Source organism: Pseudoflavitalea rhizosphaerae, from assembly GCF_003991355.1.
GTDB classification, from domain to species: domain Bacteria; phylum Bacteroidota; class Bacteroidia; order Chitinophagales; family Chitinophagaceae; genus Pseudobacter; species Pseudobacter rhizosphaerae.
The window spans coordinates 417,512-432,522 of sequence record NZ_RCSU01000001.1 but is presented as its reverse complement, the minus strand read 5'-3'; the positions used below and the strand labels follow the sequence as shown (position 1 = coordinate 432,522).

Genomic DNA, 15,011 nt, shown 5'->3' with positions numbered 1-15,011 from the left:
GTTTCCGATAGGCTGCTTTTTTGCTGCCCCACCGGAAATTCTCCGGAAACGTTTCCGGAATCAGTACATTATTTATATTTGGCTGGCCCATTTCATAAAACTGTATTATGGCAACCGTAGATCTGAAAAGGCTGGCTAAAGAACTGAACCTGGCGGTATCAACCGTCAGCCGTGCATTGCGTGATAGTTATGAGATCAGTGCAGAAACCAAACAAAGGGTTTTTGAACTGGCGCGTAAACTCAATTACGTGCCCAATCCCTATGCAAGCAGTCTGCGGAAACATAAAAGCAAGACCATCGCCGTGGTGATCCCGGAGATCGCCAATAATTTCTTCGCCCTTGCCATCAATGGCATCGAAAGCATTGCACAGGAAAAAGGTTACCATGTACTGATCTATCTTACCCACGAACAGTATGCAAGGGAACTGAGCATTTCGCGGCACCTGCAAAGCGGAAGGGTGGATGGGCTACTTGTGAGCCTTGCCGGGGAGACTAACAATTATGATCACCTGCAGGAGCTGAAACAGACGGGCGTTCCTATCGTATTCTTCGACAGGATCTGCGAAAGCCTCAACAGCGCCAGGGTGATCACCAATGATTTCGAGAGTGGCATGAAAGCCGCCGACCATCTAATAGTACGTGGATGTAAGCGTATCGCTTATCTTTCCATTTCCCATAATCTCAGCATCGCCAACAAGAGAATGGACGGGTATATCAAAGCGCATGAGAAACACGGGCTTCCTTTCGATCCAAAACTTGTATTGCAATGCAGCGCCAATGATAATGATGGGAATTACAAAGCCATTCTCAACCTGCTGAAAAAGAAGAACAGACCCGATGGTATTTTCGCTTCGGTGGAAAAGCTCGCCATCCTGGGTTACCAGGCCTGCGATGAACTGAAACTGAAGATTCCTGAAGATGTGAAAATACTGGGCTTCTCCAACCTGGAAACAGCAGCCTGGCTGAATCCTTCACTCACCACCATCACACAGCCCGCCTTCGAGATTGGGAAAGAGGCAGCTGCTTTATTGTTCAAGACAATAGAAAAAAAGAGCATGAATTTCTCCGAAGAAAAAATCGTGCTAAATTCCACTTTGATCGTTCGTAATTCAACAAAATGATCAGCGGCGTTTGCCGATGTCAACCAGTTTATCTTTTGCGCGGACCATTTCAGCTCCTGCCATGAGGAAGGCGCCGAGACCATGCGTGTCGTTGGTCTCTTTGGGGCGGGAGTAATAGTACCTGATATCTTCCTCCACTGATGTGCCGATGCAGATATCTTCCACCTGACCGTCTGCGGTTACTTTTTTTGCCAGCGCTTCCCATCCGTTCTGTGCAATAGAGATGAATCTTTTATTGATCCAGCCTTCATTCACTGCTTTCGCTACTGTATACACGAACATGGCCGTAACGGATGCTTCCGCGTAGGAATCGGGTTTGTCTATCAGTTGATGCCACATACCATCGATATCCTGGTAGCGGCTGAAGCCAACGATCTGCCTTTGCAGGAGGCGGACCAGCTCTGCTCTTTCGGGATGATTGGCGGGGAGATTGTTCAGCAATTCCACCTGCGCCAGCGCTACCCATCCATTGCAGCGTCCCCAGTGTGCCACGCCGTTCATATTCTCATCATTGTAGAAAGTATGGAAGTAAAGACCAGTGGTGGAATCATAGATGTACTTGTTATAATGTTTCACCTGTTTGATGGCGAAATCGAAATATTTATTATCGCCGGTGAGCTTTCCCATGCGCGCGAGATAGGGCACGCTCATGTAGAGATCGTCTGCCCAGAGTGTCATTTTGCGGGGACCGTTGCGGGCCAGCGTGCCATCGGGAAACTTCGATTGTACATCAATGATATGATGGCCAACGCGGTTGAGGTAAGCGAGAAAATCCGGGCGCTTATCGAAAGCATATACATCGATGAGGCCGGCGGCCATGGAGCCACAGTCATCCAGTGATCCCATCCGGAACACGGGGCGATATTCAACACTCGTATTGCCGGCATCGTATTGCTTTTTGAAATAGTCCAGGTTATCGAAGATGAAGTTGAAATTCCTGCGGGGATAATCGCTGTAAGTTTTATCGTTCAATACTTCCGACATGCGCACCATACCCACGGCCAGCACACCATTCACGTATTGCCATTTGTTGAATTTGCTCCCGGCCTTTACGTTGATGCTGGTGTCTTTCCCTTTGGTGCTGGTGAAGGTCTCGCCGGTTTTGCCGTTGACGAAATTGAAGCTGGTGCTGCGGATGATATTGTCTGCCACTTTTCGCAAAATGGTTTCCGTTTCAGCGGTGGATGGTTTGGGTTGTGCGATGGCAGCGCCGCCAAGGCTGCAGAGTGCGATGCAGAACAAAGCAATTCGTTTCATGTAAGATGCTTGATTGTATTATTTCTTTTTTTGTCTGGCTTCCAGTTGTGCTTTGTAGAGAGAAGGCGGTTGTAATCCATCTTTGTTCAATCCTTCCCATTCCGCGTCCATCCTGTCTTTGAAGCGTCCTGATCTTTTTTCACCATTGAGACCGATGCAATAATTTTTGCCTGAAGCCCATGGATTCTGAACAGCTGCGCCGCGTACCTTACAGTTCCAGAGCACCTGTGTTACGCCAGCCCAGCCATGACCACTGCCGTAGTTGCCGCGGTCCTGCACATTGATCTCTCCGTCTGTTATGATATTATCGTACAGCGTTCCAACAGCCCAGCGATGGTGTGGACCGATATCCGCATGGGTGATGGTGGAACTGCAATTATAGAATACGTTTGGTCCGAGTGTTTTGGCGCCGGTTACAAAATCATGACGGCCATCGGCTGTAACGCAGTTGAGGAAAAGGTTTTGTTGTCCGTCATTGTTGAAACTATAACGTCTTCCTCCAGTTATTTTAGATTTGTGGTCAAAACAGCGGCTGTCGGTTACCGTTATATTCTTTGCGGCAGGGCTGAGATTCACGCAGGCATAGGCGAAATAGCGGGCAGTTACTTTCGATACCCATCCGTTCTCGATCTTGTTCATATGTATTGCATCCCAGGAATGGTCTTCTGCCGTATCCCTGGTAGCAGGGGATTCACAGTAAAGGTCCTCGATTCCGACATGTTGAATCCTGCCCTTGAATGTGTATTTGAAGATGGCGCCGCCGCCATAATCCGCGTCGATGGGCATCATTACCGGGTTGTCCAGTTCAATGGCATTGCCTTTCACGCTGAGGATGGTCCTCTCGAAGTTGAGGTTGTATTCGCTGCTTCTCCATTGTTTGGTGCCGTTGCGGGCTACGATCTGGTCCATTTTCAGATCTGTGATCCATTGTGCATTGGGCGAGATGCAGAGGATCACTTTATCACCGGTTTTGAAGGAAGATGCGTTGCTTACATTGATGCTGGTTGCGCCTGTGGGGACGTATTTGTCTGCAATAGACACGCGGGTGCCCGGAACTTCTGTGATCCCTCCATTGCCCTGAACATCGATCAATGGTTTCTGACTGGCAGCAGTGGCGATGAGTCGCGTGCCATCTTCCGTATTGCCTTCACCACGGAGAACAATACCACTGGCTTTGATAAGGATAGAACCGGGAATTTTGTACTCGCCGCGCTTCAGAAGGATGGCGCCGCGGAAACCATTGGCGTCCGGTTGTTGTGAAGATAGTTTATCAATGGCGGCCTGGATCTCTTCCATCGCATTTGCCGATGGTGAAACAGTGGCTACTACCGGGATTTCCGGAATGGGTTTATCGCCATGATAATATCCCACGGCGCTGAAATCAGGAATGGTATTTCCCTGTTTATCGGCTTTGTATTGAAGGGTTCCGTTCTTTTGTTGTTTGACGAATTTCGATTCCCAGGCAGGCATCTGTGAAGCTGCAATGGAAAACGCGACAGCGGATACGGAAGCTGCTACGGCAACTGTAGTGATGATGCGTTTTTTGTACGGTGATGAGGTCATGCAATCGGGTTTACTTTCATGTATAATATTCCAACAAAAAATGAACAAATGAACACCGATGCCAGAATTGTTGAATAATTGGCCAATTGCGGACCGAAGGAGGGATGGAGAAACGAATGCAATCCAATAATTTAGCAAACCTGTTCAACCTGATTTAGCAATGCAAAGAAAATATATGATAAAAATAAAAACCTTACGATTGCCGGCGATTATCCTGTTGTTCCCTTTTACAGTTCTTGCTCAACCAGCTCCCGTGGCTGAACAGCATGACAGGTGGACCATCCGGCCCGATGGCAGTATCCAGTGGCAGGTAAACGGCCGTTTACCGCACAATGATCATGTGGAAATGAGCGGAGAGAAAGTATCGCTCTGGTTGAGATATGGCGTGGATGCCGAAGGCCGTCCTTCACTTGACCGCACCATGGTATTTCCCACTTTCAGGATGTTGCCGGTGAGGACCATCGCCAGCATGACCTACAATGTAACCGACAACGATCTTCCACGTGTGCTGATCAATGATAAACTGCTGCGACCCGGCGTGTACAATGCTGCAGTAATGGAAGCGCTTCCTGAATCGGTAACATCTGTACAAATGAAAAAAGGGATCCTGAGTATCGAAAGCCTTGTGGGGAAAGATAAGAACCTGCTGCTGCGCCGCACCATTTTCCCTTCTGCAAAAAAGGCGATGGTAGTGGAAAACTGGAGCTTTACCAATCTCGGTAACAAGCCGGTGAAGATTGAAATGGAATATTTACGCAGGGAAGTGAAGCCTGCCAAAGAGCGCAGTACGCCTGCACAACATAGTTTCCTGGTGACCACACAGAATGCAGGGCAGACCACGCTGCAACCGAATGAAGAAGATATTTTCAGCCTGATGTACCAGGCAGTGACTCCGGGCAGGGCTGAAGAAAAATATGTTTTGGAAGAATACAGTCAGCGTGCAAAAAGAGTAGACGAGATCCAGTCCAAACTCCAACTGGAAACACCCGATAACCTCCTGAACACTGCATTCAATTTTGCCAAGCTCCGCGCTACGGAAAGTATCTATCTCACCAAAGGTGGTTATATGCACGGGCCTGGCGGACTTCGTTACTATGCTGCCATCTGGGCAAATGATCAGGCCGAGTACATCAATCCATTTTTCGCTTTTCTGGGAGATGATATAGGCAACAAATCTGCCATGAATTCCTACCACTGGTTTGCGAAGTACATGAACCCGGATTATAAACCTATTCCCAGCTCCATTATTGCAGAAGGAGACGCTTTCTGGCATGGGGCTAAGGACAGGGGCGATATGGCGATGATTGCGTATGGTGCTGGCCGTTACGCACTGGCTAATGGTAATGTTGATTCTGCCAAAGCGCTCTGGCCACTGATCGGGTGGTGCCTGGAATACCTGCACCGTAAAGTCAATGCCAATGGGGTGGTGGCCAGTAATTCCGATGAGCTTGAGAACCGTTTTCCCGCGGGCGACGCCAACCTGCATACCAGCATCCTTTATTATGATGCACTGCGTTCTGCAGGCATGCTTTGCAGGGAACTTGATCTTCCTGCTTCGCAAAAGAAAATATATGCTGCGCGTGAAAAAGCGATCCGCGCCAATATCGAAAAACATTTCGGCGCTACAGTGGAAGGGTTCAAAACCTATCGTTACTATGCCGGCAACGATACACTCCGCGCCTGGATCTGCGGGCCGCTAACCGTTGATATTTTCGACAGGAAAGAAGGCACTATCGCTGCGCTGTTCTCTCCGCGCCTCTGGACGGAAGATGGTCTCGCTTCCCTGGCGGGCAAACCAACATTCTGGGACCGGTCAACACTTTATGCACTCCGCGGAGTATTTGCTGCAGGCGAAACGCAGAAGGCGCTTGATTACCTGCAATATTATTCACGCAGGAGGTTGCTGGGCGAACATGTGCCTTATCCCGTGGAGGCCTATCCGGAAGGGAATCAGCGGCATCTGTCAGCCGAAAGCGGCCTGTATTGCCGCATTTTCACGGAAGGGATCTTTGGCATGCGTCCTGTTGGTTTCAACAGTTTCGATTGCAGTCCCAAATTGCCTGCAGCCTGGCCGGAGATGGCTTTGAAGAATATCCATTCCTTTGGTCATGTATTCGATCTGAAAGTTAAGCGGGGAAGTGCAGGTAAACTGGATGTGATCGTAACTGAAAATGGAAAAGAGAAAAAGTATACGGTCAAGGAAGGCGGCACTGTTAAGGTGAGTCTTTAAATTCAAAACAACACTATAGCATAAACAGAGAGCACCCGCTCGCCTCCCGGCGAGTGGGTTTTATTTTGTCGCCTCCGGCGACGCGGGGTTCGCCGGAGGCGAACAAATAGAAGTCACTCGCCGGAGGCGAGCGACTGGGCGCTCTCTAAGTAAATGTAAAAGCCTCACACTTTTTAGCGGGTGCTGCTATCTCACTGTGAAGGTTTTTCTCAACCTGATATCAGTGGAAGAACTGCCGATCAGGATTTCAAATTCGCCCGGCTCCACGGTCCAGTTCATGTCTTTATCCAGCAGGGCAAGGTCATCCGGACGGAGATGGAAGCTCACTGTTTTCGATTCTCCCGGTTGAAGGCTGATCCGTTCAAATCCCCGGAGCAGGGTTTCATACTGGGTCACACTGCTGATCTTGTCTTTCAGATAGAGTTGTACTACTTCGTCTCCTTTTCGTTTTCCACTATTGGTGATGGTGACTGTTACGGTGATATTGGATTGCGCGCGCAGGCTATCCGGGCTGATGCTGAGATCGCTATAGGTGAATTGTGTATAGCTCAGTCCATGCCCGAATGGAAAGAGCGGTCCGTTCACCGCCGTTTTACCATAACCGTTAGGGCCGTCGCCGGGTTGACCTGCATGCGAGCCGGGTTTGTATGGGAAATTCAATTCCAGTTGCCCGGTCGTTTTGGGGAAGGTTACAGCCAGTTTGCCCCCGGGATTGTAATCGCCGAAAATGCTTTCGGCAATGGCTTTGCCTCCGGTGGCGCCGGGAAACCAGGCCTCGATGATGGCTGGCGTATATTTCTGCGCCCAGTTGATGCTGAGCGGACGGCCATTGATGAGCACCAGGATCACCGGTTTGCCGGTGGCCTGCATAGCCTGCAGCAATTGTAATTGTCTTGCCGGAAGATCAAGGCTGGTACGGGTTTTACTTTCGCCCACCATCTTCTCATCTTCTCCCAGCGCTATCACGATTGCATCGGACCTTTTAGCGAGTGAAACCGCTTCGTTTATAGCTGCCTGTTCTTTTTTTGTAATGGGCGATGGCAGTATCTCGCTCTCCGGCCAATTGGGATCGGTGATATCACAGCCTTTTGTGTAATGGACTTTGAAACGGTTGCCTGCATATTGTTGCAGCCCCTCCAGTACAGAGACCACATGCACATTGGATGGGCCGTAGCGGCTGATACTGTGATTGGTCTCAGCAGCCAGCGGACCGGTAACGAGAATATTCTTTATCCTGGATGCATCCAGTGGCAGAGTATTGTTTTCGTTTTTCAGTAATACGAGTACCTCCCTTGAAAGTTGTTCCTGCATGGCGCGTGCTTCGGTATCGAATACAATGCTGTCTGCAGCGGCAGGGTTGCTTACAAAAGGATGATCGAATAATCCAAGTTTGAATTTTACCCGCAATACGCTGGCTACTCGTTGATCGATGGTTTGCATGGAGAGCCTGCCTTCCCGGATCAGTTCGCGGAGCGGAAATACATAATCTTCAGGTTTGGTGAAATCTGTGCGCACATCCAATCCGGCTTCCACAACCTGGCGGATCGCTTCCTTGTAATCTCCTGCTACCATATGTTTCCTGTAAAGGAACTCAACGGCGCGGCTATCAGAAACAACATAGCCATTGAAGCCATATTGTTGCCGCAGGAGATCAGTGAGAAAATAGCGACTACCGGAAACGGGTACGCCATCATAATCGTTGTAGCTGCTCATTACACCCAGTACATGGGCTTCCTGAACAACGCGACGGAAAGGATAGAGGTGAAGCTGGTGCAACTCACGCGGAGCAATATGCGGATCTGTTCTGGCATTGCCATCGCGGCCTCCCTTGGGCATGCTGTAAGCGGCAAAATGTTTGATGGTGCTGGCCACTCCCTGGTGCTGGATGCCAAGCGCCATCTGTTTTCCCAGCTCGGCAATATGGAAGGGGTCCTCTCCGTAACATTCCACCACACGTCCCCAGCGCGGATCGCGGGCCAGGTCCAGGATGGGGGCATACACATTGGTGTAGCCGGTGGCGGCGGCTTCGCGGCCTACCACTTTACCGGCGCGGTACACCAGCTCTTTGTTCCAGGTGCTGCCGATGGCAATTGGCGCAGGCAGCAAAGTGGCGCGGTCGTGGTTCAGGCCATGGATGCCTTCATTGGTGAAATCAACGGGAATGCCTAACCGCGTTTCTTCCACAAACCAACGTTGTACGGTATTGATGGCATTGGCATGTTTGCTCTGCGGGAATGAATATTGCGTAACGGCTTTCTTGTTATAAGGGAGACTGTTCAGGTGTTCATCGATATTGGCAATGCCATCTTTCCAAAGGCTCTGCTTCCATTGCGGTGTGGGCAGTTCATCTTTCAATACCCTGCCAAAGCCGTAGAGGGTCACCATCTGGCAGGTCTTTTCATCGGTATTCATTTGTCCGATGAGGTCGGCTATCCTGCTCTCTATGGGTTGTTTGGGGTCTTCGTAAATATCCTTTTTCCCATTTTTGTTGAGATCTATCCAGCCTTCATGATAGATGGACTTCTGCTGTGCCTGTAAAAAAAATGGTACTGCAATTAAAGGCAGTACCACCGGGAGAACATATTTTTTCACCATTATTGTTTGTTGATGATTTATTTCAGTTGATACGCGGCAACAGTCTTGCCATTGAATGTGGGAACGTAAACGATCTTCTTCACGGGATCATAACCGATATCGGCAGTATTCTTTTTTTGCTGATGCGTTTCCAGCAGGGTGTCTACTTTTCCATTTTTATGTACATAGAAAATATAACCTGACCATGCTGTAACTATGAAGTCGCCGTTGCCAACAGGCTCCACACCATCTCCGCCCTGTGGTAATGTGGCGATCCCGGTGATATTCTTATTGGCGTCTGCCTTCCTGAAATTCTTTCCTGCTGCGATGTAGAGGTCTGTTCCCACGGCTCTTAAACCATTCACACCTTTCTGATCGGCGAGGTATTCTGTTGCGATATCGTTTTCTACTTTCCATATCACACCAGTGCGGGAATCGGATACATATACGATGCCTTTGTCATCGATGGTAACATCATTGAGCGCTTTGGCGCTGTCCGGACTGATCTTCTTTTCTATTTTTCCATTTTTGACATCGATGATCACGATCTCGCTTACATCTGCAACGTAGAGGCGGTTACCATGCAGGCCCAGTCCTTTCGGCGCGTTCAGGCCGCTGATCCAGTTGCCGTCCCATTGCTTGCCATCGGGGCTCATCTTTCCAACGCCACCTTTCCCGTCCACTGCCCAGCCTGGTCCGTCTATCAGGGATACATACATGATCTTTTCTCCGGGTACATGCAAAACGGATTCAGGAATGGCAATAACGGTATCGGTTTCCCAGAGTTTTTCCAGTTTTTGCGCGGAAGCGGCAAAAGATGTGAGGATGAAAACGATGAGGAAGATCTTTCTCATATTGAAGGTTTTTAATTGTTACAGGCAATCATTCCGCAATGATCTCGAAGACATTGCTGGTTAAGGCCAATCCCCTGGGTGCAATATTCAGGCCAATGCCCATCAGGTATTCGCCGCTGTATTGTTTTTCATTTTCAGGGTTGGTGGATCTGGTGCCTGGATACAGGTTGATCTCCCTGATACGGTAATGTTTTTGCGGGTCCAGTCCCTGCAAACGCACGCGTGTAAAGATATTCTTTCTGCGTGGGGTTGTAAAGTACTGGAAGAGGATGGCTTTGTTTTGCTGTTCGTTCACATACATCAGTACGGCGCGGTCTTCTTCGTAGGGAGATACAAGCCTGTATTGATCTCCCTGCTGGATCACCGGACTGATCTGCTTATAGGTTTTGATGGCATTGTTGGTGAATTCGATATCCTGTTGTGTGAAATTGTTGGTGCGGATATCATAACCGAGCCTGCCCATCATTGCAACATCTGTTCTGAATTTCAGACTTTGATTCTTGCCCATGCTGGTCACGTGTGCTGAAATGGTATTTGCAGGGAAGAAATAGGAATAGCCCCATTGGATGAAGATCCTTTCCAGTGCATCGGTGTTATCGCTGGGCCAGAATTCGGTGAAGTATTTCATGGCGCCATAATCTGTACGGCCGCCGCCACCTGCACAAAGCATGATGGGAAGGGTAGGATATTTTGCGCGGATACGGTCCAATACTTTATATAACGATCTGGTATATTCGATATAGAGATGGGATTGCTTTTCTTTGAGGTAAGGTGAGTAAGCATTGGTCATGCTGCGGTTACAGTCCCACTTGATATAGGCAAGCCGCGGATTTTGCGTGAGCAGGTCGTCCACTATTTTGAAAACGAAATCCTGGACTTTGGGATTGGTAAGGTCCAGCACCAGTTGGTTCCTTCCGTAATGTTCTTCGCGGTTGGGCAGCTTCAGGATCCAGTCGGGATGCGCTTTGTAGAGGTCGCTCTTCGGGTTCACCATTTCCGGCTCCAGCCAGATCCCGAAATGCAGGCCGCGCTTTTCCGCTTCCTCCACCAGGTAGCCGATACCGTGAGGAAGTTTTGTTTTGGTGGGCTCCCAGTCGCCGAGACCAGTCTTATCATCATTTCTCGCAAAATTATTTCCGAACCAGCCATCATCTAACAGGAAAAGATCAACGCCGATCTTCTTTCCTTCATCAAACAGTTCAACCAACCTGTTCTCATCGAAAGTAGTATGCGTTGCTTCCCAGTTATTGAGCAGCACCATTCGTTCCCCTTTCCCATTTAATACTGCGTAATTACGCGCCCAGCGATGCAGGTTGCGGCTGGCCTGGCCTTTGCCCTGGCTGCTCCAGGTGAAAATCATTTCAGGCGTAGTGAAGATTTCGTTGGGAGCGAGATAGTATTCCGATGCAAAGGGATTGATGCCGGAGCGGACTCGAAGCGCATTGCGCTGGTCCACTTCAAATGTAAACTGGAAATTGCCGGTCCAATTGAGTGTTCCTGCAATCAGCTCTCCTGTGTTTTCATCAGAAGGTTTATCGAGCGACAGGAAAAAGAATTGTGTCTGGTAGAAATTGGTCCTGGTGCCGAGCTTACTCTCCAGTGATTTGATGCCATGGGTCAGTTTCTCCTCCACCATATTTGCCTCCCGGGCCCAGTCGCCATGGAACTGCGTAAGCCAGTATTGATCGGCATCGAAATGCAGCAGTCCCGATGCATACTGCGTAAGCATCACAGGTTTTTTCTCCTGGTGTCTGATGATGGCCTGGCAACTGAACACATCCTCATCTTTCCAGGCTGTATAATGCAGCGTTACTTCAACGGGGTATACCGGGTCCTTCATCAGCACATCGGTGGTGCTGATATTTCCTTTCGTATTGCTGGTATGGCTTACATACCGGAGCTCCAGAGATGGATTGCCATCGTTATGCACCATTCGGATAGCAGGTTCAAACTGGTTCTCCATACCGGCAGTGAGATAGGCTTCCCTGCCTCCCTTGAGCTTGCCGATACTGGCCTGGTCTATTTTTTTACCGAAATACGACTGCAATACACGCTGATTGCCGGCTATTGAAAGGACCAGGCTGGCGTTCTTTGTTTCGATAACGATGGGGGATATGCGCTGCGCCTGGAGCTGGATGCAGGTGAATGCAGCCAGCAGAAGAGCCGGGAATCTGATCATAAAGGTTATGTAGGTTAGGCCATAAATTCTTTCTGGTAATTCAGTGGACTTTTGCCCGTGATCATCTTGAAGTATTTATGGAAGCTGGTGAAATTATTGAATCCGCTTTCGTAGCAAAGTTGTTTGATGCTGAGATTGTTTTCGATCAGCAGTTTGCAGGCCTGTCCAACCCTGATCTCGATCAGGAACTGGGAATAGGTTTTGCGTGTCCTGGATTTGAAATACCGGCAGAAAGAATTCGGGCTGATATTGGCAACAGCGGCAATTTCTTCCAGTTGTATCTTTCTTTTGAAATTCTTGAGTGAGTAATCATAGATGGCATTCACGCGGTCGCTTTCTGCTTCCACCAGTTCCTGTTTGAAGCCGATGGAGGAGAGTACATTCAGTTGTTTGCACTCTGCGATGGTATTGAGCGCTTCTATCAGCAGCATGATGCGCATGGAGCCATCGGAGCTGAGCAGGAGCTCCAGTAATTCGGCTACTTTTTGTCTTGTTTTACCAGTGATCTGCAAGCCTCTTCTTGCTTTTTCCAGCGCTCCTTTGATATTCACGTTCTCGGGTAATTGAAGGAATTGATCACCCCAGAAGTTTTCAGCAAAATGTACTACGCGAACATCTGCCTGTAATTTGTTGCCTTCTTCAAAGTATTTATCATCGAACCTCCAGTAGTGCGGCAGTTGCGGGCCTACCAGTACGATATCGCCGGCTTTGAAACGTTTGATATTGTCGCCGATGAATTGCGTGCCTTCGCCTTTCTTAAAATGGATCAGTTCAATTTCAGGATGATAATGCCAACGGTTATTGATGTAAGGAACGATGTCCTGTCTAACACTGAAGGAATGCCGTGGCGCTTTTGATACTTTCAATAATTGCGGTCTCATGTCAAAAGGGTTTAAAGGTTAAACCATTCCGGTGTAACAAAACTCGCTTTGCCGGTTGACAAAAGGCAAATTCCCTTCTGTTCATGAACAGGATGCAATGATGGAAAGTAGGTTCCGGCCATCGTTTGAGCCGGTTGCTGACCGCCTGCGGCAGGGCGGCACATAATGTGGAAGTTTTCTCGTGTCATGGCAAGACGGTTTTGGTGCTGGTCCGATGTAATAATCTCTGTGTACAAATTGAAAAATTTTTAATCATAATAGAGCCTTTACCCCCGATTTTATTTATGCAAACGTTTCCGGGAAAAAAGTGCATAAATCGTTAATAACCTTGATTGTAGCTGTGTTTCACGGATTTCGGAACTGCAATGATCATGATAATCCAATGCTTTGCAACAAGGAAAAATGTTTATGCAATTTTTGCATAGTAAATGGATAAATAAAAAAGTGGAATAATATTTAAGTGGTTGAAAAACGAGCAATAATTCGCATAAGGGATTGCGTTAGATGGTTATTCGCCGGGGACCGAGATTTCATGCAGGTTTGCTTGCTTTTCATTGAGCTATTTTAGCATTCCGGGAACGATTGCGGAACAGGGTGCCAATTTAGCTTAGTATTAGGATAATGCTATGTGTTTTTGAAAGTGTTGATAGTTATTTATTTGTGATAAGAATACTTTTAAGTACCAATTATGCAGGCTACTCACACATATCTTCAGATACACCCCGATGATAATATCCTTGTTGCCCTTCAGGACTTACCCAAAGGAACCGAGATCAGGCACAATGGCCACCAGTTTTCGCTGATTGAACCTGTGGCGGGAAAACATAAGTTTACAATGCGCCACATGGCTACGGGAGACCAGATATTCATGTATGGCGTACTGGTAGGAAAGGCGGATAAGCCGATCCCGCAGGGAGCTGCGCTTACTACAGGCAATATCCATCACGCTTCCAGCGATTTTACGTTGGGAGAACGAAAACTGCAATGGGAGAAACCGGATGTAAACAAATGGAAAGACAGGCAGTTCATGGGCTATCATCGCGCAGACGGCAGCGTGGGCACTGCCAATTACTGGGTGGTGATACCGATGGTGTTTTGCGAAAACAGGAATGTTGAAGTACTGAAAGAAGCGCTGGTAGACAAACTCGGGTATAGTAAGGTGAAAGCGTTTGACCATGATGTGGAGATGCTCGTGAATATGTATCAGCAGGGCGTTTCAGAAAATGAGATCCTGGCGATGGAGCTTTCCGGGAAGCCCGCCGGTCAGAACAAAAAGAAAGTCTTTAAGAATATCGATGGCATAAAATTCCTCAACCACGAAATGGGTTGCGGTGGCACCCGCATGGATGCTGATGCGCTCTGTGGTCTGTTGGCCGGTTATGTTACACATCCCAATGTGGCTGGCGCTACCATCCTCAGTCTCGGTTGTCAGCATGCGCAGGCAAGTATTCTGAAAAAAGAGATCATGAAACGTGATCCCAATTTCAGCAAGCCCCTGATTGTGCTGGAACAACAGAAAGAGGGAACCGAAAACCAGATGCTCACAAAAGCCATCAAAAGAACTTTCGCCGGGTTGATGGAAGCGAATAAGAACGAACGCAAACCGGCCCCACTGAGCAAACTCTGCATCGGACTTGAATGCGGGGGCTCGGACGGCTTCTCCGGCATTTCGGCAAATCCTGCGGTGGGCTATGTTTCAGACATCCTGGTAACACTGGGTTCATCAGTGATCCTCTCCGAGTTTCCCGAGCTCTGCGGAGTAGAACAGGAGTTAAGCGATCGTTGTGTAGACGAGGCCACTGCCCAAAAGTTCATGGAACTGATGCGTGTTTACAATGCTAAAGCGGAAGCAGACGGATCAGGGTTCTATGCCAATCCTTCGCCCGGAAATATCCGCGACGGACTGATCACCGATGCCATCAAATCTGCCGGTGCGGCCAAAAAAGGAGGCACATCACCGGTCACTGATGTGCTGGATTATCCTGAACGCGTAAGCAAACCCGGTCTCAACCTCCTTTGTACGCCAGGCAATGATGTTGAAAGCACTACCGCGGAAGTAGGCTCAGGCGCCAACATTGTACTCTTCACTACCGGGCTGGGAACGCCCACAGGCAATCCTGTTGCTCCCGTTGTAAAACTGGCTACCAATACCACGCTGTTCAATCGCATGCCTGATATACTGGATATCAATTGCGGCACCATCATTGAAGGAAAAGAAACCATTCCGGCCGCTGCAGACAGGATCATGGAATACATCATCGATGTGGCCAGCGGCAATGTGCAACCGAAAGCTGTCTTGCTGGGACAGGACGATTTCATCCCCTGGAGAAGAGGCGTTTCACTCTAGTCACT

The 15,011-nt window shown here is 48.7% G+C and carries 9 protein-coding genes; 3 read left to right on the top strand and 6 right to left on the bottom strand.

The window, feature by feature from the left end; genetic code table 11:
• Window positions 1-107: 107 nt before the first annotated feature.
• Window positions 108-1,121: a LacI family DNA-binding transcriptional regulator gene (locus tag D9Y29_RS01630; RefSeq protein WP_127124687.1), complete on the top strand. Its 1,014-nt coding sequence runs from the start codon at window positions 108-110 to the stop codon at window positions 1,119-1,121.
• Here D9Y29_RS01630 and D9Y29_RS01625 read toward each other — a convergent pair whose 3' ends face one another.
• Together D9Y29_RS01625 and D9Y29_RS01620 are read right to left on the bottom strand one after the other, a co-directional pair.
• Window positions 1,122-2,378 (bottom strand): glycoside hydrolase family 88/105 protein, encoded by a 1,257-nt coding sequence (locus tag D9Y29_RS01625; protein WP_127124686.1) that lies wholly within the window; start codon window positions 2,376-2,378, stop codon window positions 1,122-1,124.
• A gap of 18 nt (window positions 2,379-2,396) precedes the next feature.
• A complete protein-coding gene (locus D9Y29_RS01620; RefSeq protein WP_206513684.1) occupies window positions 2,397-3,941 on the bottom strand; it encodes a hypothetical protein in 1,545 nt (514 codons plus the stop codon).
• Between the two features lie 253 nt (window positions 3,942-4,194).
• On the opposite strand from D9Y29_RS01620, the gene D9Y29_RS01615 reads away from it, so the two are divergent.
• Window positions 4,195-6,171, top strand: a complete 1,977-nt coding sequence (locus tag D9Y29_RS01615; protein ID WP_241237824.1) for a glucosidase family protein — start codon at window positions 4,195-4,197, stop codon at window positions 6,169-6,171.
• Window positions 6,172-6,357: 186 nt separating this feature from the next.
• Here D9Y29_RS01615 and D9Y29_RS01610 read toward each other — a convergent pair whose 3' ends face one another.
• Genes D9Y29_RS01610 through D9Y29_RS01595 form a run of 4 tightly spaced genes read right to left on the bottom strand, consistent with a single transcriptional unit; the run spans window position 6,358 to window position 12,659 of the window.
• On the bottom strand, window positions 6,358-8,766 hold the full coding sequence (locus D9Y29_RS01610) for a glycoside hydrolase family 3 N-terminal domain-containing protein (RefSeq protein ID WP_127124685.1): 2,409 nt from the start codon (window positions 8,764-8,766) through the stop codon (window positions 6,358-6,360).
• A 17-nt stretch (window positions 8,767-8,783) separates the two neighbouring features.
• Complete coding sequence (locus D9Y29_RS01605) at window positions 8,784-9,599, bottom strand: SMP-30/gluconolactonase/LRE family protein (protein ID WP_127124684.1); 816 nt, start codon at window positions 9,597-9,599, stop codon at window positions 8,784-8,786.
• Window positions 9,600-9,627: 28 nt separating this feature from the next.
• Window positions 9,628-11,778, bottom strand: coding sequence for an alpha-galactosidase (locus D9Y29_RS01600; RefSeq protein WP_127124683.1), 2,151 nt, complete (start codon window positions 11,776-11,778; stop codon window positions 9,628-9,630).
• A gap of 14 nt (window positions 11,779-11,792) precedes the next feature.
• Window positions 11,793-12,659 (bottom strand): AraC family transcriptional regulator, encoded by an 867-nt coding sequence (locus D9Y29_RS01595; protein ID WP_127124682.1) that lies wholly within the window; start codon window positions 12,657-12,659, stop codon window positions 11,793-11,795.
• Between the two features lie 688 nt (window positions 12,660-13,347).
• On the opposite strand from D9Y29_RS01595, the gene D9Y29_RS01590 reads away from it, so the two are divergent.
• Entirely contained in the window at window positions 13,348-15,006 is a 1,659-nt protein-coding gene (locus tag D9Y29_RS01590; protein ID WP_127124681.1) for a UxaA family hydrolase, read from the top strand.
• The last annotated feature ends 5 nt before the right edge of the window (window positions 15,007-15,011 follow it).